The 17,935-nt window shown below is 66.9% G+C and carries 17 protein-coding genes and 1 pseudogene; 7 read left to right on the top strand and 11 right to left on the bottom strand.

The window, feature by feature from the left end; translation table 11 throughout:
• Complete coding sequence (locus tag ACZ7GJ_RS26615) at positions 1-711, top strand: cation efflux transmembrane domain-containing protein (RefSeq protein WP_470755374.1); 711 nt, start codon at positions 1-3, stop codon at positions 709-711.
• A 79-nt stretch (positions 712-790) separates the two neighbouring features.
• Here the strand turns inward: ACZ7GJ_RS26615 and ACZ7GJ_RS26610 are convergent, their stop codons facing one another.
• Positions 791-1,573 carry a TSUP family transporter gene (locus ACZ7GJ_RS26610; protein ID WP_470755373.1) on the bottom strand — a complete coding sequence of 261 codons (783 nt, stop codon included), beginning with the start codon at positions 1,571-1,573 and terminating at the stop codon, positions 791-793.
• A gap of 323 nt (positions 1,574-1,896) precedes the next feature.
• Between ACZ7GJ_RS26610 and ACZ7GJ_RS26605 the strand changes: the two genes are divergently transcribed.
• Both ACZ7GJ_RS26605 and ACZ7GJ_RS26600 read left to right on the top strand, forming a co-directional pair.
• Positions 1,897-2,304 carry a DUF6153 family protein gene (locus ACZ7GJ_RS26605; RefSeq protein WP_470755372.1) on the top strand — a complete coding sequence of 136 codons (408 nt, stop codon included), beginning with the start codon at positions 1,897-1,899 and terminating at the stop codon, positions 2,302-2,304.
• A gap of 123 nt (positions 2,305-2,427) precedes the next feature.
• On the top strand, positions 2,428-3,060 hold the full coding sequence (locus tag ACZ7GJ_RS26600; RefSeq protein WP_470755371.1) for a DUF305 domain-containing protein: 633 nt from the start codon (positions 2,428-2,430) through the stop codon (positions 3,058-3,060).
• Positions 3,061-3,332: 272 nt separating this feature from the next.
• Here the strand turns inward: ACZ7GJ_RS26600 and ACZ7GJ_RS26595 are convergent, their stop codons facing one another.
• The 9 genes from ACZ7GJ_RS26595 to ACZ7GJ_RS26555 all read right to left on the bottom strand — a co-directional run bounded on the left by ACZ7GJ_RS26595 (position 3,333) and on the right by ACZ7GJ_RS26555 (position 13,314).
• The gene (locus tag ACZ7GJ_RS26595; protein WP_470755369.1) at positions 3,333-3,563 is read right to left on the bottom strand and encodes a hypothetical protein; all 231 of its coding nucleotides are present in this window, start codon (positions 3,561-3,563) and stop codon (positions 3,333-3,335) included.
• The gene (locus tag ACZ7GJ_RS26590) at positions 3,560-4,267 is read right to left on the bottom strand and encodes a hypothetical protein (RefSeq protein ID WP_470755367.1); all 708 of its coding nucleotides are present in this window, start codon (positions 4,265-4,267) and stop codon (positions 3,560-3,562) included. The genes ACZ7GJ_RS26595 and ACZ7GJ_RS26590 overlap by 4 nt, the downstream gene beginning before the upstream one ends.
• Complete coding sequence (locus ACZ7GJ_RS26585; protein ID WP_470755365.1) at positions 4,264-6,363, bottom strand: hypothetical protein; 2,100 nt, start codon at positions 6,361-6,363, stop codon at positions 4,264-4,266. The genes ACZ7GJ_RS26590 and ACZ7GJ_RS26585 overlap by 4 nt, the downstream gene beginning before the upstream one ends.
• Positions 6,364-6,534: 171 nt before the next feature.
• Positions 6,535-7,344 (bottom strand): hypothetical protein, encoded by an 810-nt coding sequence (locus tag ACZ7GJ_RS26580; protein ID WP_470755364.1) that lies wholly within the window; start codon positions 7,342-7,344, stop codon positions 6,535-6,537.
• 105 nt (positions 7,345-7,449) lie between these two features.
• Entirely contained in the window at positions 7,450-8,109 is a 660-nt protein-coding gene (locus ACZ7GJ_RS26575) for a Crp/Fnr family transcriptional regulator (protein ID WP_470755362.1), read from the bottom strand.
• A gap of 42 nt (positions 8,110-8,151) precedes the next feature.
• Complete coding sequence (locus ACZ7GJ_RS26570) at positions 8,152-8,589, bottom strand: Pycsar system effector family protein (protein ID WP_470755361.1); 438 nt, start codon at positions 8,587-8,589, stop codon at positions 8,152-8,154.
• A gap of 633 nt (positions 8,590-9,222) precedes the next feature.
• Positions 9,223-10,455, bottom strand: a complete 1,233-nt coding sequence (locus ACZ7GJ_RS26565; RefSeq protein WP_470755359.1) for a DegT/DnrJ/EryC1/StrS family aminotransferase — start codon at positions 10,453-10,455, stop codon at positions 9,223-9,225.
• 126 nt (positions 10,456-10,581) lie between these two features.
• Positions 10,582-12,264, bottom strand: coding sequence for a peptidoglycan DD-metalloendopeptidase family protein (locus tag ACZ7GJ_RS26560; protein WP_470755358.1), 1,683 nt, complete (start codon positions 12,262-12,264; stop codon positions 10,582-10,584).
• Between the two features lie 534 nt (positions 12,265-12,798).
• Entirely contained in the window at positions 12,799-13,314 is a 516-nt protein-coding gene (locus ACZ7GJ_RS26555; protein ID WP_470755356.1) for an SMI1/KNR4 family protein, read from the bottom strand.
• Between the two features lie 213 nt (positions 13,315-13,527).
• Between ACZ7GJ_RS26555 and ACZ7GJ_RS26550 the strand changes: the two are divergent.
• The 4 genes and pseudogenes from ACZ7GJ_RS26550 to ACZ7GJ_RS26535 form a co-directional block, all read left to right on the top strand.
• A pseudogene (locus ACZ7GJ_RS26550) lies at positions 13,528-13,707 on the top strand (ISL3 family transposase); the annotation flags it as partial.
• 472 nt (positions 13,708-14,179) lie between these two features.
• Positions 14,180-14,365 carry a hypothetical protein gene (locus tag ACZ7GJ_RS26545; RefSeq protein ID WP_470755355.1) on the top strand — a complete coding sequence of 62 codons (186 nt, stop codon included), beginning with the start codon at positions 14,180-14,182 and terminating at the stop codon, positions 14,363-14,365.
• Between the two features lie 220 nt (positions 14,366-14,585).
• The gene (locus ACZ7GJ_RS26540) at positions 14,586-15,743 is read left to right on the top strand and encodes a hypothetical protein (protein ID WP_470755353.1); all 1,158 of its coding nucleotides are present in this window, start codon (positions 14,586-14,588) and stop codon (positions 15,741-15,743) included.
• Positions 15,744-16,314: 571 nt separating this feature from the next.
• Positions 16,315-17,055: a dienelactone hydrolase family protein gene (locus tag ACZ7GJ_RS26535; RefSeq protein WP_470755351.1), complete on the top strand. Its 741-nt coding sequence runs from the start codon at positions 16,315-16,317 to the stop codon at positions 17,053-17,055.
• Positions 17,056-17,297: 242 nt separating this feature from the next.
• Here ACZ7GJ_RS26535 and ACZ7GJ_RS26530 read toward each other — a convergent pair whose 3' ends face one another.
• Complete coding sequence (locus tag ACZ7GJ_RS26530; RefSeq protein WP_470755350.1) at positions 17,298-17,897, bottom strand: hypothetical protein; 600 nt, start codon at positions 17,895-17,897, stop codon at positions 17,298-17,300.
• Between the last annotated feature and the right edge of the window lie 38 nt (positions 17,898-17,935).

Genomic DNA, 17,935 nt, shown 5'->3' with positions numbered 1-17,935 from the left:
ATGGCCGCCGAGATACCGATATCTCTCGGACCCTCCCCGGCCCGCCGCGACGCGCTCACCCGACGGATACGCCTCCTCGTCGCGGCGACGATCACCTACAACGTCATCGAGGCGATTGTCGCCCTCACCGCCGGCACGCTCGCCTCCTCCACCGCCCTGATCGGCTTCGGCCTCGACTCGATCATCGAGGTCTCCTCCGCCGCCGCGGTCGCCTGGCAGTTCTCCGCCGCCGACCACGCCGTCCGCGAAGCCCGCGAACAACGAACCCTGCGGATCATCGCCGTCTCCTTCTTCGCGCTCGCCGCGTACGTCACCTTCGACGCCGCCCGGGCACTCACCGGCACCGCGGAAGCCGAACGCTCCATCCCCGGCATCATCATCGCTGCCTTGTCGCTTGCGATCATGCCGTTCCTCTCCTACGCCCAGCGCAAGGCCGGACGCGAACTCGGCTCCGCCTCCGCCGTCGCCGACTCCAAGCAGACCCTGCTCTGCACCTACCTGTCCGCCGTACTGCTGATCGGGCTGCTCCTCAACGCGACCCTCGGCTGGTCCTGGGCCGACCCGATCGCAGCCCTCGTGATCGCCGCCATCGCGGTGAAGGAGGGCCGCGACGCCTGGCAGGGCAAGGGCTGCTGCGCCCCCACGGCCGCGGCGGCGCCGTCCGCCCAGGCGGACGCGTGCGACTGCCGTCCCGGCTGCGACTGCTGCTGACCTCCCCCCGCCCGCTCCAGGGCCCCGGTCTCCGACCGGGGCCCCACGCGTGCGTGCTTGTTGTTTTCCCCGGTCCTGCTCAGGTGACGGTCTGGACGGCGTAGAGGGCGCCGATGGTGGCGGCCAGCGCGCCCAGGAGGAGACGCAGCGCGGTTTCGGGGATGCGGGGCTGGAGGCGGGCGCCGAGGTATCCACCGATGAGTCCGCCGAGGCCGATGGACAGGCCCAGGTACCAGTCCGGGGAGATGTTCCCCCGCCCGGTCAAGGAGAGCAGCGCGAAGGCGGCGGCACCGACGAGGGAGGTCGCGAAGGTGGCGGCGAGTGCGGCCGGGGCGACACGGGCGACGGGCACGCCCCGGCCGACGAGGACCGGGCCGAGGAGGGAGCCGCCGCCGATGCCGTAGATCCCTCCGACCGCGCCCACGGCGACGGCGAGGGCGGTGACCGTACGGTCGGAGGGTTCGGCCGCGGCCCGGCCACGTGACGGGCGAAGAGTGCGGGTGCACAGCCACAGACCGAGCGGAAGCAGGAATCCGGCGATGAGCAGCCGGAAGACGGTCGGGCCGGGGAGGGCGAAGACCCGCACGGCCGCGCCGATGACCACACCCGGCAGGGTGCCCAGGAGCAGACGCCGGGTCAACGGGCCACGCAGGGCGCCGGTTGCGCGGTGACGCCACAGCGAGCCGGGACCGGCGACGACGTTGAACAGAAGGTTCGTCGGCGTGACCGCCGGGCTGGGCACCGCGAACACGCTCAACTGGACAGGGGGAAGGAACACCGCACCCGACACCCCTACCGGCGCGGTCATCACCGATATCAGCAACCCCGCGGCCAGCCCGCCCAACCCAACCCACCACTCCACCACTGCCCCCGCCCCGAGATCGTCAGGGCCAGTATCGGTGCGGGCGCCCCGGGTGCAGCCGTCCGGCAACACGGCGTTCACACCGTTCTCCGGGGAAATCCGGATGCTGTCACGAGCCTCCCGGGACATGCCCCGGACCACTTTTGAGTGAGAACGGGTTCTGACAGTGAAACTGGGTCCGGGCCGTTTCCGCCGACCATTTCCGATCTTGCTCCGCGAAAGGTTCGATTCTGAGAATCGATCGGGCCGTCCGGTCACGCGGTCGGTGGATTCCGATCGGGCGGGGGAGGCGGAGTCGCGGGGCCGGATCGTACGATTCCCGTATGACCAGCACGATGCAGTCGAGCCGTCGCCCTGCGGGGCGCGGTTTTGCGCTGCTGGTGCTGGCGGTGCTGGCCGGCGTGCTGGCGATGCACGGCCTGGGGCCGGGGCCTGCTCCCGCGAAGGCGTCGGCGGCTGCCGGAAGCCACGTGATGGCGATGGGCCACGAGGAAGCCGCCCAGCAGGTGGTGGACGGCTGCTCGCACACCGATGGCGGGCTGGGTCACGTGGATCATGCGGATGCCACGTGTGCGGCGGCCGGTGTCGCCGCTGCGTACGCGCCTCCCGCTCTGGCCGCGGCCCTCGATGCGGCCCCTGTGCCCGTGGCGCTGCCCGGCGGAGCGGCGGGGATGCCCGAGAGCGGGCGGGCGCCGCCCGACCTCGCTGAGCTGCAACTCCTGCGGATATAGGAACGCCCGCACGGCACCTCCTTGCCCCGGCCCAGTGCCGGCGGGGGATGTCGCGCTCCGGTACGTCCTCAATTCCGTATCGGCACTGCCCGCTCGGGCGGCGCATCAAGGAGTCGCATCATCATGAACACCAACCGTTCCCTCGTCCGCCGTGGCGCCGCTGTCGCGACCGCGGCTTCGGCCGCTCTCGTCCTCGCCGCCTGCGGGTCGAACGGCGACGGCTCGGCCGGGGCGGTCGGCCACGCCTCGACGTCGCCGACTGCCCCTACTTCGGCTCCGGCCGTGCAGGGTCAGCACAACGCCGCGGACATCGCGTTCGCCAAGGGGATGATCCCCCACCACCGTCAGGCGGTGGAGATGGCCGGCCTCGCGCCCACTCGCGCGCAGTCCGCCGAGGTGAAGAAGCTCGCCGATGAGATCAAGAAGGCTCAGGACCCGGAGATCAAGACGCTGTCGGGCTGGCTGACCTCCTGGGGCGAGCAGGTTCCCGCCGAGGGAGCCATGGATCACTCGATGCACGGCATGGTCGGGATGATGGCGGCCGAGGAGATGGACAAGCTGAAGAGCTCCTCGGGCAAGGCGTTCGACACCGCCTTCATGGAGATGATGATCAAGCACCATGAAGGCGCTGTGACGATGGCGAGGACCGAGAAGGCCGACGGCTCCTTCCCCGACGCCAAGACCATGGCCGACGCCATCATCACCTCGCAGACCGCCGAGATCGCCAGGATGAACAACCTCCTCGGCAAGAGCTGACCCACTCCGGCGGAGGGGTGCGCCGGGCCTTCGCGGCCCCGCGCACCCTTCTGTCATTTCTCGGATCCGCCACCCTCGCGGAATACCCCTGGGGGGTATACGGTTGTGATGTGGGTCCGCGGGAGCGGGGTCACACTGGACGAGATTGGGGATGACGGTCATGGACCACAGCGCACACCACACAGCCGCCGCGCACGACCACAGCGCGCACCAGGCGCACACGGGTCGTTCCGACTGATCCCGGCGCGGTTCAGCGGCGCCTTGTCCCGTGGTCACGGACAGCGGTACGTATCGCACTCCGGCTGCGTGGGGTCGATTGCCTCGTCCGGGAGGGGGAACTGGTGGCCGTGAAGCCGGTGGACCATCTCGTCCGGCGCCGCCAGCATCCGTGCCTGGCGCCAAGCCGCGTCGAACGACAGGTGCTCGCTCGCCTTGAATTGCAGGCACAGCGCTCGCCAGGAAGTGACCGGGTCGAGGGCTATTCGCCAGAGGGTGAGTCTCATCCTTTGCGCCGCCCCTCTGAAGGAGCGGGGCAGGGGACGGACGGGTCGGCCCCTGCCGAATCCACTGACGCGTCATCGCCCTTCAGCTTCTGCAGCGCATCGCAGAGCGCGAGCATGGCCCGGTGCTGTAGCTCGATGTCGTTGAAGCCCTGGCCGACCTGCTCCCACTGGTCGAGCATGGGCTGCCACCACTCGTCGGCCGCGACGATCCACCGGGCCAGGCGCTGCCAGTCGGCAACCTGCTGAGCGCCCGGCCAGTCGCCCTGTCGTTCGATTCGGTCGAGTACGAAGAGGTCGGGTTGCTCGTACAGGTGCTTGCGTAGGAACCGCAGCCGCCGTACGCGTGCTTCGTCCGCCTGCTGCTGGGCGAGGTCCTCCCGGGTGCTCTCCGAGAGCCCCAGTTCCACGCGGGCAGCCAGGCAGCGATAGCCGGTGCCGCGTCTGTGCTTCGGAGCACCGAGTTCGGCGTTGATGGTGTCCTGTGCGGTGCGCACCTCGATGGCTTCGAAGCGCTGCGCGATCTCCCCGGCCTGCGCCAGGGCCTGGCTGAGTACGAGGTCTTCGAGGTTGGGCCGGGTCTGCAGCGCGGGGCGCCATCCGATGGTGAACGTGGCTTCGAAATGGATGCCGGGTGTTGCACAGCGGAGCATCCGCGGCTGCGTGCAGTGGATCGTGCGGGCCCGGCGCTGCCAGAACCACCTCACGCCGGATTCCCGTTGAGCTGGATCACCGTGCGGACACGGGGATCGACGAGTCGCTCCCAGAAGTCGTTGGCGGCGTTCGTCTCCCCGTCGACCCGAACGTTCTCCAATGCCTGCATGAGGCCCACGGAAGCCTTGAAGATGTTCTGGCCGCGCAAGACGGGGAGCAGCCTGTCGCGCACTCGGGCATAAGAGACCGGATCGGTTGCAGACTGCTTGATCCATGTCGTGAGGCGGTTGATGGTGTCCGACGCCGTGGCGATGTCTCCCAGCAGGTCCTGAAGGGCCCGCTTCACATCCACCCCGGACGGGACTTCGTCGGACAGCAGCCACGGGATGGCGGTGCCTGGTGCATCCATCAGGGCCAGGAAGGCGGTGGTACCGGCTCCACGGGACCGTCCCGACTGCTGCCAGGTTCGAACTTCGGTGATCAGACGGGCGACCCCAGCAGACCGCTGCGTCTGCTCCACGAAAGCCTGGAGGACTTCGGACCGGGCCGCATCGTTCTCGTTGGCGACTCGTCGCAGCCGGACCATGGCCATCTTGGCTTGAGACGCCGTGACGTCCTCCGCGTTCAGGACGTGTCGGCAAGTGGCCACCACCGTGTCCGCGCGATCCTTGACCGACGCCCAGCCGTACAGAATTCCCCAGGCCTGGCGGCCGATGTGCTCGTCCCGCACGGCCTGGAGCAGGAGGGCGCTGAGGAGTTCCTTCCTCGCCGGGTGGGTCGGGGACCCGAGCTGGACGAGATGGCTGACGTTCCCGTGCCGCAAGGTCAGAGCGGCGATGGCGTCCACGACGTGCGCGTTCGCCTCTTCGCTGCTGCCGCTGTCACCGGACAGGAGCCACTTCAGCAAGGGGTCGCGGATGACTTCGTAGTTGTCCCAGACGTAGGTCAGCACGGCCCTGCCGTAGCCGGGCTGATCGAAGACGACGTTGTCGTGGGTACCGACCTCGGCGCCGACGTCCCTGAGGCGGCGGCGTAATCCGCGGCCTGCGAACGCGGCACTCACCGTCGCGGCGAAACCGCTGGCGCCCGCGTCGGTGCTGATCTTCTGCTGCAGGTTCCGGGCGGCCTGAGACACCTCGGGCATGGGGGCGGATTGGCGTACGGCGAGGGCCAGGAGGAGGCAGCGGTCCTCCAGCGGGAGAGAAGTGGCGTTGCCGCCGTGCGTGGTGGCCGTCTCCCCGAACAGGATGTCGAGTTTGTCCCGCCAGTCGGACAGGGCGGAAGTGATGCGCTCGGCCAGTGCGGCATCGAGTGCGGACCACGACGACTGGACGTTCATGGGGAGTGAGGAACCGGACAGCCGTTCGTGTTCCTGCCACGTCAGCACGATCGAGTCCGCCGTACGGACCGCCTCAACGGCATCCAGGCGACTCAGCGAAGCCTTGGCCTTGTCCACGGAGTGGAGGTAGGGAATGAGGCCGGGGGCTTCGCGAGCCTTCAGGCGGACTTCTACGACGCTCTGGGCCGGCGGGGGCTCGGTGAGGTGGACGAGGTGGATGCCCGACTGGACCGGTACGTAGTGATCGGCCCAGAGGTCCTTGGCCACGTTCAGTACGAGGTAGGACCCCAGATCTTTGAGGGTCCGGGCGTGGTCCTGGAGCCTTGTGAGGAAGTCTGCCGAGACGAGGTCGCGGACGGGGTCCTTGAGGTCGAGTTGGTACGCATGGCGTTCCTCGGCGGGAAGCCGGCCCACCTTGGGGACCTGCCAGTCCGCATCCAGTTTCACGATGTCGGTGTCGTCGTCCGTGTGCCGGGCGAGGAGGTGCAGGGCCAGGGTGGTCGACCCGAACGAACGCGGGGCGACAATGATCAGTACGCGCTGTCGCGGGCGCACCCCCGCTGGATCGAGCGCCTGCCGCCATGCCTCGGCCCACTGGCCTTCGCGGATGATCTGTTCCTGCTTGATCCGGTGGCGGGGCACAGTGGCCCCGTCCAGGATGTCCTGCCTGCGACTCTCGTTGATGAACTTGCCGATGTGGTTGGCGACGAGTTCCGGGTTGTTCACCGTGATCGGCGCCGGCCCGGTGCCGGGTGTAGGGGGCAGGACGTTCAGTGCCGGGGTTGCCGGGTGGCTGTCGGCTGCCGCCATGTCATGAGCGGTGCCACTAGCCGGGCCCGAGAACCACGCAGTACTGCCGCCCTCGCCGGTGGGAGGAGGCGTGGGGTCGTCGGAAGGGCGGGGCGGCAGAGCGGGACGATCGTCGGACATGCGCTGTCTGCTTCCTTTCCATGAGGCATGGGCGTGCGGGCACGGGCAGGGTCAGATCCGGCGCCGGTCGATGCGGATCGTTCCGACCTCGTTGATGACGGTCGTGTCGGTCATGTCGCCCTCGAACGTGAAGACGGAGGGCGAGCTACTCGGGCCGGCCGGGGGCGTCGGCAGCGTCGGCGCAGCCAATCCGCCCCCCTCTTCGGACGGGTCCGGGTTGATGAGCGGGGAGAGGGCTCGCGGTGTCATCTGGGGTACGAACAGCCAGCACGGCTCCTCGAACGCCTTGCCGTCCACGCGGGCCGTCGTGCGGAGGAAGTGCTCTTCGCCGAGGTCCGGAGTGCGTCCCGCGCGGACGGTGCGGCGGTAGGCCGCTTCTGAGACGACGGCGGCCAGGAAGCCGCCCCGCTGTTCGCGGGCTACGGTCAGACCCGTGCGCGCGACCTGGCTGTCGAGCAGCCGGCACACCTCGTTGATGGCGTCGCCACGGTGGTCGGGCAGGGAGAGCGGTCCGACGTGCACGGCAGCTCGCAGCCGGATCGTCGGAGCACTGGGGAGCCGGTCCCGGTCGTACCGGACCAGGGCCGCGTGCAGGTGTTCGAGCAGCGGGTCGACCAGCCGTGCGATGTCCATGGCTGGCATGACGAAAATGACTCCGTCGCCGGTGTCCTTGTACGCGCCGGGCTGGTCCCGCGGGTCCTGGAGCCCGATGTGGGCCATCACGTTGGTGAGGACGTCGTCCAGGTCTGAACGGACCGGCGCCATCTTCGCTTCCGGGATCTGGCTGTAGCCCTGCATGTCCACGGCCAGGAGAGCCTGTTCCGGAGGGACATCGAGGGGCGAGTGCGGGACACGGGGCACGCTGTCACCGACCTTTCGATCACGACGGTGGATTCGGGTGCCCCATGCTCATCCGGCCGGCCGCGCGGTGGTGCCCACTACTGGGCACCACCCGGGTGCGGCCGGTCACATCGTGCTGCGGACGTGCGCCTCGATCGATGCGATGTCGTGGATCAGCAGTCCTCCGCCGTGATCCGTCTTCAGCCAGCCTGCTTCGCGCCACGGCTTGATTGCCGCGCCGACGGCGTTGCGGGAAGCGCCGATCATCTGGGACAGCTCTCCCTGGGTGAGTCGGACGCTCACCACCGGCCGGTTCGTCGATGCCGCTTCCACGAGCCGGCTCAGCGCACCGGCCAGGCGTGCGGGGACGCACGCGGTGGCGAGTTCGAGTCTGACGGCCTCGGACTCCCTGACTCGCGCGATCGCATGGCGCAGCAACGGGTTCAGCAGACTGTTGGCCTCGACGAAGGAAAGGAACTCGGGGGCTGGAATGAGGTGCACCCGGCAGGATTCCGCCGCAATCACCGAAGCCGAGCGGGGCTGGCAATCCAGTACGGCCAACTCGCCGAGCAGCTCACCGGGGCCGCGTACCGAGAGCAGCGTCCGTTCCCCGCTCGGCCCCGTGAGCGTCACGAGGGTCGATCCCGAAGACAGCAGGACCACGTGGGTGCCGGGGTCTCCCTGCCGCAGCAGAACACTGCGGGCCGGGCGGACTCGCACGGGCGCGAGGCAACTCAGCGCCTCCCACAGATCCTCGCCAATCACTTCCATATGCGACTGATACATTTCCCCCCAAACCTAGGGACCATCCCGCAGGGAGTGAGGGTTTCAGGACACGACAAAGATGAGCAACGGGACCAATCCGGCCACAGTGATTGCGGCCACCGTGAGATCCACGCCCAACCTGATCGCCCGGAACTTCCGCCGAGCGAGGCCGGTCAGAATGGCCTCACGTTCCAGTCCCTCCGTGTGGCTCACCAGTCGCGGAACGGATGACGGCGCGTGCTCTCCAGCACTGCCTCCACCGGGAAGCTCCTCGCGCCACACGAGCGCGTCATCCTTCGGAAAGGCGGGACGCAAGACTCTCAGCGCCGAGATCAGGGCTGCCCCGAGCAACGCGCCCACCAAGGTCACAGCCGTGCGGAGGAGGTGCGACGACCCGACTGGAGTGGACAGCGCAGTCCCCACCAGGATGGCGAGTAGCGCGCCGATGACGCCGCAGAGCGCCGTTGCTTTCGTATCCGCGCGCTGCAATTCGACGAACATCCGGCTGGTCCTGCTCGCTGGCACATCGCTTGTTGCCGGGACGGGGAGTGGGGCGTTCTCTTGCCAGCATCCGGCCACTGCGTACTCCTGTTCGTCAGCTTGCGACTTGAAGCATCAGTGTTGGCCGGCGATTGACACGACGCTGCCCACCAAGTGGTACAGGCTGCGATCGGTGGATCACCATGTGGGGCTGCCGATGTGTTGGGCGGCATGACAGGCGGCAGTGGTGACGCCTGGATTTTGGATCTTCGCGCTGCGCCCGCGGGGATGAACCCACGAAAACGCCCCGACAACCGCCTTGGACCGGCTACTGCCCCTCCCGCCTTCGGGGATGGCGGAGCGGGCCCGGGCGCATGGGCGTCCTGATGCGGCGGACAGGCTCGTGGACGTGGTGCTGTCCGCCGCATCCGGCTGATCAGCCGCGTTCAGGGGGGCGTTGCCCGATGTGTAGAGCCGTGCCGCCTCGGTCACCACGGCGCCGTCGTTGAGTGGTCTCGTCATGGCCCATCGTGTCGCAGGCGGCGGCGTCCATCGCCAGGACAGGCCGACGGAGCGGACCGTCACCGCCGTGCCTCCCCTTCGAGTGAGCGATCTGGGCGAACGGGCTTCGGCAGTCGCTCCCCAGGCATACGGTCAGGAGCTTGCGCATCGGGCTCCTCCGACGGATCTGAGGGCCTGTTTGAGTGAGGTCACCACGAGGTCGATGTCCGTGTCGGTGAGGTGCTGGTGGAAGGGCAGGCTGAGGATCTCCTCGCCGGCCTGCTCAGTGGCCGGCAGGGGGCGGTGCCAGGCGGCGAACGCGGGCTGGGTGTGGTTGGGCGGGTAGTGGACACCCACGCTGATGTCCCGGCCCCGGAGGTTGGCGAATACCTCGTCGCGGTGAGGGACGCGGACCTGGCACAGGTGCGGCACAGCGTGGTCCACGTCCACGTCGATGAGCGTCACGCCGTCCAGCGAGGGGAGGGCGTCGCGGTAGGTCCGCCACAGGTGGCGGCGGGTGTCCTCGGCGGCCTGGAAGGCGTCGAGCTGGACCAGGCCGATGGCGGCGTTGAGGGCGGAGAGCTGGTAGCGCAGGCCGAAGGCCTCCACGCGGTAGCGGGTGGTGTTCGCACGCTCGCCCTGGGGCTGGACGACGCCCAGGAGCCGGATCCGGCGGATCGTGTCGGCTTCGGCGGGTGTGCGGGGGATGACCATGCCGCCCTGGCCGCAGGTGAGGTTCTTGATCGGCCCGAACGAGAAGCAGGTCAGTGCCCCGTTCGCCCCGACGCGGCGTGTGCCGTGGCGGGATCCGAACGCGTGCGCCATGTCCTCGATGACGACGATGCCTCGTTCGTCGAGTTGCTCCTGGATGGCGGAGAGGCCGACGGGCGGGCCGCCGAACAGGACCGGCATGACGGCGGCGGTGTTGTCGGTGACGGCGCCCATGACGAGCTGGTCGCTGACGCACAGTGTGGCGGGATCGATGTCGACGAAGTGCGGCGTGGCGCCGACGGCCAGGATGGCCTGCACGGTCGCGCAGAACGTCATGGACGGCACGATCACCTCGCGGCCGGGGCCGATCCCGGCGGCGAGCAGGGCGGTGTGGAGGGCTGCGGTGCCGGAGGCGACGGCCACGGCCTCGGGGACGCCGGAAGTCGGCGAGCTGCTGCTCGAACTCCTCGGTGACGTCGATGTGTCCGTACTGCCCGCCCTCCACTTCTGGTCGGTCTTCGACTTGACGGTGTACACCCAGACTTCCGAGTCGGAGATCCGGACGTGCTCGACGAGGAGGTCCGCTGCTTCGATGCTGCGGGAGAGCTTGCCGTTGTCCCAGTCGGCGTGTACTACCGTGGCCTGCGCGGCCACCGCTTCGTTTTCCGTCTTCATAAACGATCACGATGCAGGTGGCCGTACACATGGCCCCAGGCACCCCAGCCACCGCGCCTCCCTCGGAGTATTTTATATACTCAACGGAAGAGCAGGGAAGGAGCTACCTTCAGGCGCAGAACTACATTAGGCGGTCAGCTTGAAGTTGTGCCACGCGTTGTTTTGGACGCTCCACTGATTGACCATCTTATTGTTGTCCAGGTAGAAGATGTTGCGTCCCGACGACGAGTCAGTGATGGCACTCGGGCTTGTTCCAGCAAGTGCGGCGACATTGCCACCAGTGCCGGTGAGCTTGTTGTTATTCCAAGCACCACCCTGCACAGACCACTGCCACAGCTGGTTGTCCGGCCCGACATAGAACACGTTGCGGCCGGTTGCGGAGTCGACGACTACGCTCGGGCTGGTGCCCGGCGCCACCGTCTGATTGCCATTCGTGCCAGAGACCTGGAAGTCATTCCACTGACCGTTTTGGACGCTCCACTGCCAAACGTGGCGATCGGCTCCGACGTAGAAGATATTCCTTCCCGTTGCGGAGTCGCTGATCGCGCTGGGGCTGGTACCCGGCGCGGCAGTCATAAGACCACCGGTGCCAGTCAGCTTGAAGTTGTGCCACGCGTTGTTTTGGACGCTCCACTGCCAAACGGCATTATCTGCCCCAATGTAAAAGACATTACGCCCACTCGACGGATCGACGACGGCGCTAGGGCTAGTGTTCGGTGCCGCTGCGGCATTGCCGCCAGTGCCAGTTAGCTTGAAGTTGACCCACTGGTTGTTCTGAACGGACAACTGCCAGATCTGGCTGTCGCTACCAACGTAAAAGACATTACGCCCCGACGGCAAATCCGTGACAACACTGGGGCTGGTGTTCGGTGCAACGCTTCCACCGAGGCGGGTGTTGATCCACTGACCACCCTGTACGCTCCACTGCCAGATGGCATGGTCTGCCCCGACGTAAAAGACATTGCGTCCACTCGACGGATCGACGACGGCGCTAGGGCTCGTACCCAGTGCTACAGCCGCACCGCCTCCGGAACCGCCAAGCTTGACGTTACTCCAGGCACCACCGATGATGCTCCACTGCCAGATGGAATTATCTGCCCCGACGTAAAAGATGTTCCTTCCGGTCGAAGGGTCGGTGATAGCGGAGGGCGCCTGGAGGTTTTGTGGCGAGGTTACACTGCAGCCATCACCCACAAACGCAGTACCGCTCCACGTCCCGTTACCACCATTCGGGCCGGTAGCGGTCAGGTCTGGGGCACCGCAGATCCGCGCACTGTGTGCAGAATCGAACGGGATGACCGAGCTGTTGTAGCAGTTGGGTGTGCCCCACATCTGGAAGTGGATATGTGCGACTCCGGCGTTATTGCGCGTGCCCGCCGGAGCAACTGTTCCTACGGCCTGACCCGCAGTGACTGCTCCACTTGTGATAGAGCTGTCGATGTGAGTGAGGGTGATACTGCGTCCGTCTGCGGTATTGATGCACAGATTGCCGTAGCTGGCTTGGTAGTAATAGACCGTGCCATCCATCGGCGCTCGGACGTTCCTACCCGACGCCGAGTTGTCGCACCCTGCGCCAGTCAAGTCCAGACCGTACTGAGACGTCCCCGCGTGCGAGACGCTGCCGTCATAGCCCTGACAGATGTTCCATGTCTGCCCGATGTCGAACGGCGGCAGGATGTTGCCTGTTGCCGCCGCAGCCGGCGTCGCCGCCACAACCGCTCCCGTGAGGCCCGCAAGCACAAGGCCTACGATAGCTAGGAGAGCTTGGAGACGCACGAATACCTTGCGCCTCAAAATTTCTATTGTCATGCAGCTGACCCTATTCTCGGGATGCCGTAGAAGATGCGCGGCATTATCGCCATAAATCCCTTCACCTTGCTACTAGTGACGGGAACGCACCTGGGCGCAATTATGGGATAGGGAGCAAGGAGAGCGGCGCATAAAGGTTATCTTCACTCTATTGAGTGACGCAATGCTCGCAGTGAGCGTGCTCACCTACATGCTCCTGGCCGTCGGCTCCCTCCATGAACGGCGCCGCACCACCCCGACGGCCACGAGGCCGAGTTGCTCGTGGCGCCCGCCCGCTCGCGGGCCGAGGCCGTTCAACGGGCGCGGGAAACCGCCTTCAGCCCGGACTCCAGCCTGAGCATGCTGCATGACGCCGCCGAGCACTGGGCCGCTGCTGCCGCCTCTTCGACCAGGAACACCGCCTGTACGCGATGAAGCCGCTCAGGGCATCCACTGCCACTTCTGGTGTACCCGCTACGGGAGATCCCGGTTCGCGATATATCCGCAATCGTTGAAAACAACCGCGCTTCCGCGATGCTGGGCCTGGACACTGGGTCAGGCGGACTCGAAGCTAGGTCTCGCGGGTCCGATGTTGCCCGCCTCGTCCATGAACTGAAGATTCGTGACGAACTCAAGGACGAAGGCGGCAAAGGGGCCGTCGAAGGTCACACAGCTGGATCCATGCACCGCTGTGACGACCTTCCAATGGTTCGGATCAGGGCTGCACGGCAGGAAGAAGTGCTCATCCCCGCCGAAGTCGTATCCCCAATAGATGAGACCATTTTCCTCAGGGTGGAACGGGTGCGGAAAGTCGTCCGGGCGCCGCTCGCGGGACCGGCTGGCACGCGCGTGTATCTCGCGCATGCGTGACAGGAGGGGAGTCGAGCCTTGGGGATGAAAGACCATGAGCTCATCGGAGATGATGCCGCAGCCGTAGGCGTTCATGAAGGCCTTGTAGTCCGTCGGCAGCGACGTGCCAAGGTGGCTTTCAACCTCAGCCCAGTCGCTCGACGAGTACGGCCTCGGTGCAGGATCTCCCAACAATCTCTTCAACTCGTCAAGGCCTGACACGTACCCCACCTCGCTCGAACGTCGCGTTGACCAGCGACGACGAAGATAGCTGGGCCAGTCAGGCCACGGCGAAGGGGGTAGTCGTCACCCGGAGCGGTGCCTCGGAACGCGATTCCAAGAGGGCTGGCATGCCGGATCGATTCGCTGCGGCAGAGATTCTGTATCCGGTTGCGTGAGCTGTCAGATGCCCTGCTTCCCGGCCTCGAGCTGCGGATGGAGCGGTTGCATGTCGCGGGCCGCACTCTCTTTGTGGACGTGGTTGGTACCGGCCCTCCTGGCCCTTGTCCGGACTTTGGCAGCAGCGCACGGAGGGTTCACAGTCGGTACTGGCGGCGGCTGGCTGATCGGGCTGTCGGCGGTCGAGAGGTGCTCGTCCGACTGCGGGTGAGGCGGTTCCTCTGTGACGTCGTCCTTGACGGCCCGGCTCGGCCCGCACACTTCAAGATCGGGCGGCCCCCTCAGTTGGCACCGTCGTATAGAGGCCGGCGCATGGGGACGAAGGAGGCAGGGATGGGGAATTACGTAAACGCTTACACGCAGCGGTTCACCGCCCTGGTCCGCGAACGAAAAGGTCACTTGTTGGCCGATTGGATCAGCGAAGTGGAGCGTGACGCGCCTCAGCCGATCCGCGGGTTCGCCCGGTTCATGAAGTTCGACATCGACGCCGTCACCGCGGGCCTGACCCTGCAATTCAGCTCCGGCGTCGTAGAGGCCACGTCAACCGCATCAAAACGATCAAGCGGCAGATGTAGGCCGTGCCTCGTTCAACGCCCGACTGAAGGAGGCCGCGCAGAAGCGCGCCGAGGCGTACGAGCCGCCGTCGGACTGGCAGCCGATCTGGAAGCGGCCCCGGAAGCCGAAGTCCATGAAGGCGAGAAAGGCGGAGCTGGCCAAGCAGCGCAAGCGGCTCAAGGCGGCCGGTGTCCGACGGTTCTACGGCGCCCAGGCGCGCCGGCCTCAGCCCCGGCAGAACCGCATCGGCAGCGCCGCCGCCCGCCGCGCCGCCCGAGCCCTGGCCCGGATGCGGCACTCGAACGCCTGGCTGTGGTGACGACGCCAGGCATCGTCCGCCGAGTGGACGGCCCGACGCCGACACGAGTGGAGCCCATCGAGTGGACTCCACTGTGGGCTGCCGAGCCCGCGCGCCGCAGCTTCCCATGCACCCTTCGCCCCGCCCCGTCCGGGGAAATAGAGTGCGCTGAGCCTGAGCCGAGGCAGATCATTGGCGCCTGACCGGCCATCACCCGGCCGCCCCGTGCTAGGAGTTGCCGATGACCGATGAATCCCCGATGACCTGGGAAGAGCTGCTGGCCAGCCCGTTCAAGATATCCACGGTCACCACGCACAACAGCAGCTACCTGACCGAGACCCGGCGCATGTTCAACATGAGCGACGAGGCCTTCCAAAAGATGATGCGGGTCGCTCACCGCCAGCTCACCGACGACCTCGAAGGCCACGGGATCTCGTACGACAGCCTGGCCAAGGCCCTGCTGCCCCAGCACGGCCGCAAGGAGACAGCGCTCCTCTTCGACTCCGAGGTGGCCTCCGCCCGGTCCAGAGGCTTCTACGGACACGACGTAGCCGAAGCATGGATACCGGCGCTGCCGAAGGTGAAGAGCGGCGTTCCGGTGAACTCGATCCTGCGCGGCGACATCCTCGAAGGCCCCCTCGACCAGATAGCCCTCGCGCTCCAGAAGAGCGTCATCCACCACCGGCCCCACAGGTACGTCCACCCGCAGTTGATGTACTGCGTCTACATCAACAACCTATCCCCGACGCAGGACCGTGAGCTGAGGCAGGCAGTCGAGGAGCACCCCGCCTACATCGGCTACGCGGATTGCTCCGGCCGTAACACGCTGAAGCAGTACCTGGGCATGTCGCTGATGAACTCGGGCCTACGTGTGGGCGACCAGATCCTCGACGGAGTCCTCCACGACGGCCGGAGCTTCGATGGCACGCCCAACGCGGCCGGCCTGCCCTACAAGGAGAACGGCTTCACACCGACCGCGATCCGCGAGTATCTGTTCCTGCCGTTCCTCAGCTACCGCATCAACAGCCACCTCACCGGCAGGAACGCGGAAGACGCGTATGCCGCGCTCACGACACTCTCACCCGATGCGTATCTGGTGGAAAGCCCGGCGATCTGGATGACCCCCAACCGGTACGAATACCTTCACGATGCCGGCAAGCACCTCGTCTCCCTCCAACAGGCCGGCCTGGATCACCTCGATCACCCCGGGCTGGAGGCCGTCGTCAGCAAGCTGGTTGCGCAGGGCCACATCTATAATCTGCGCCTCAACGAGTACGGCGCGCTCCTGTACACCTCCATGGTCGAGGTCGACACGGGAGGCGGCGAGTACAAGACCTTCACCGTCGGCCTGAAATTCAACCCCGAGGACAAGCGCGTCGAGCTGACCACCTTCTTCTGAGTCGCCTCGGCCCCCGCCCCGGCAGCACCGCATCGGCAGCGCCGCCGCCCGCCGCGATGCCTCCGCCCTGCCCTGGATGCGGCACTCGAACACCTGGCTGTGGTGACGACGCCGGGCATCGTCCACCGAGTGGACCGCCCGATGCCGACACTGAGTAGAGCCCATCGAGTGGACTCCACTCAGTGAGCCCCCGCCAACTTGAAGTAGCAGGTCAAAGGGCTGGTGTGATCGGCGCTCAGGGTGCTCACGCTGGTCATGGGCGGCTGTCTGCGCAGTAGATCGTCCGTCAGCGGTTGGTTGCCGGTCTTTCGGTGCTCGAAATCGGTGGCGGACGTGCGCTTTCCGACCAGTGACAGGCGTGACTCCGACGCCGTGGTGTTCGGCCGCAGAGCCTCCTCAAAAACCCGTTGGCGGAACCACGGCAGCCACTGCTACGTTTCCGGAGGCCGTGCAAGAGAGCGAGGAGGTGGTACCCGTGAACGTATCGACATGGGTGCTCCCCTCCGGGGTCACGGTCGGGCGGTAGGTCGTCCGGGAGCGCCGTTCCATGGCATTCCCGAAAGGCATGACCATGCAATTCACTTCTGAACAGCGTCTCGACGACGCTGTCCTTGAGCGCGAATTCACCCTCGGCGAGATCCCCGGCATCCTGTGGACGCCCGGATCTGCATCCACATCCGCACCGGCGCCGCTGATCCTGCTCAGCCCCCCTCCTCTCGGGCTGCGCAAGATGTACCCCCGGCTGCTGGCCCGGGCCCGGCACTCCGCGGCGGGCGGCTTCGCCACGGCCACCATCGAGCTCCCCGGAAGCGGCGACCGGCCCCGTTTGCCCGCAGCCGAGCAGGCCGTCGCCGACCTGCGCCGGGCTATGGAGGCCGGCGAGCCGGTCAGCGACGAGATCATCGACGCCCTTATCCTCCCCCTGGTCGACAAGGCGGTCCCGGAATGGCAGGCCGCCCTGGACGCCCTCCTGTCGCTGCCCGAGATCGGCGGCCCGGTCGGGTACTCGGGGGGAGTGATCTCCATCGGGACCCGGCTGGCGGTGGTCGAGCCGCGTATCTCGGCCGCTGTTCTGTTCGCCGGGAGTTTCGTCCCTCGCGCCATGTTCGAGGAGGCCCGCCAGGTAACCATCCCCCTGCACGTCCTGCTGCAGTGGGACGACGAAGGGAACGACCGGCAGGCGGCCCTGGACCTGTTCGACGCCTTCGGCTCCAAGGAGAAGACGCTGCACGCCAATATGGGCGGGCACACCGGCGTCCCGCAGTTCGCGGGGGACGCCGCGGCCCAGTTCTTCACCCGACACCTGAAGTGACGCCGGGCCGTCAGGCCACCAGCAGACGGTAGCCGTGTTGGCCAGGATGCTGCTCATCTAGGGACGGGTCCCAGCCCCCCTCGGCTCCCTACACCACGGGCCCCTGCCAGACCCTTGGCAGTGGCTGCGTCAGTGGCAACTGGGTCCATCAGTAGGCCTGTTCCGGCTCCACGCAGGGGTCTCAGGGCCAAGATCTGAATGTGAGAAGTGACTCCACCTTGGGCGCGTGAGAGACCGACATTTCAGCTGTTCTGGACCCGGCTGCCGACCTGCTCGGCCAGCCAGGCGGCGTACCGCTGCGCATCGCGGGTCCGGTGGACGTCGACGCACACAGTGTGGGTGCCGACCTGCCAGTCGGCTCCGGCAGCGTCGCAGTTGAACACCAGGGTGACCCCATCGTGCTCGACCCTGCCGCCGTACCCGAACTTCGGTACCTCCGGCCAGATCACTTGGTCCCAGCGGATCAAGCCGTAGTTCGCGCCCACCAAGGCGGTGAACCCGTCCTCGATGCTGCCGACGGGCCGGTCCAGCATCGACGCCCAGAGCGGGAGCAGGGGGAGGAGGTCATCCGTGTCCTCTGAGAGTTCCGGCGCGTGGAATTCAAACCGCAGTTCCGCCCGCTCGTCAGGATCCCTCGACCAGAAGTCGTCGTTCTCAGTGCGAAACCAGGCGTCTGGCAGCGCCCGACGCAGCCGCAGCACCTCCGCGACCGTACCGAGCTCCACGTCCACCGACACCTGGGCGTATTCTCGCTCGCCCAGTGTGAGGAGCCGACGCGCCATAGCGAGGGCCGCTGCCGGATCGGACGTGCGGAAGACGGGATAGGAGACGCCGTTGGACATGCGGGCACTCTGCCACACGCTGACGCCGGCCAGCATCC

This window comes from Streptomyces sp. NPDC037242 (assembly GCF_055604165.1).
This window is presented reverse-complemented; position numbering and strand designations above follow the sequence as displayed.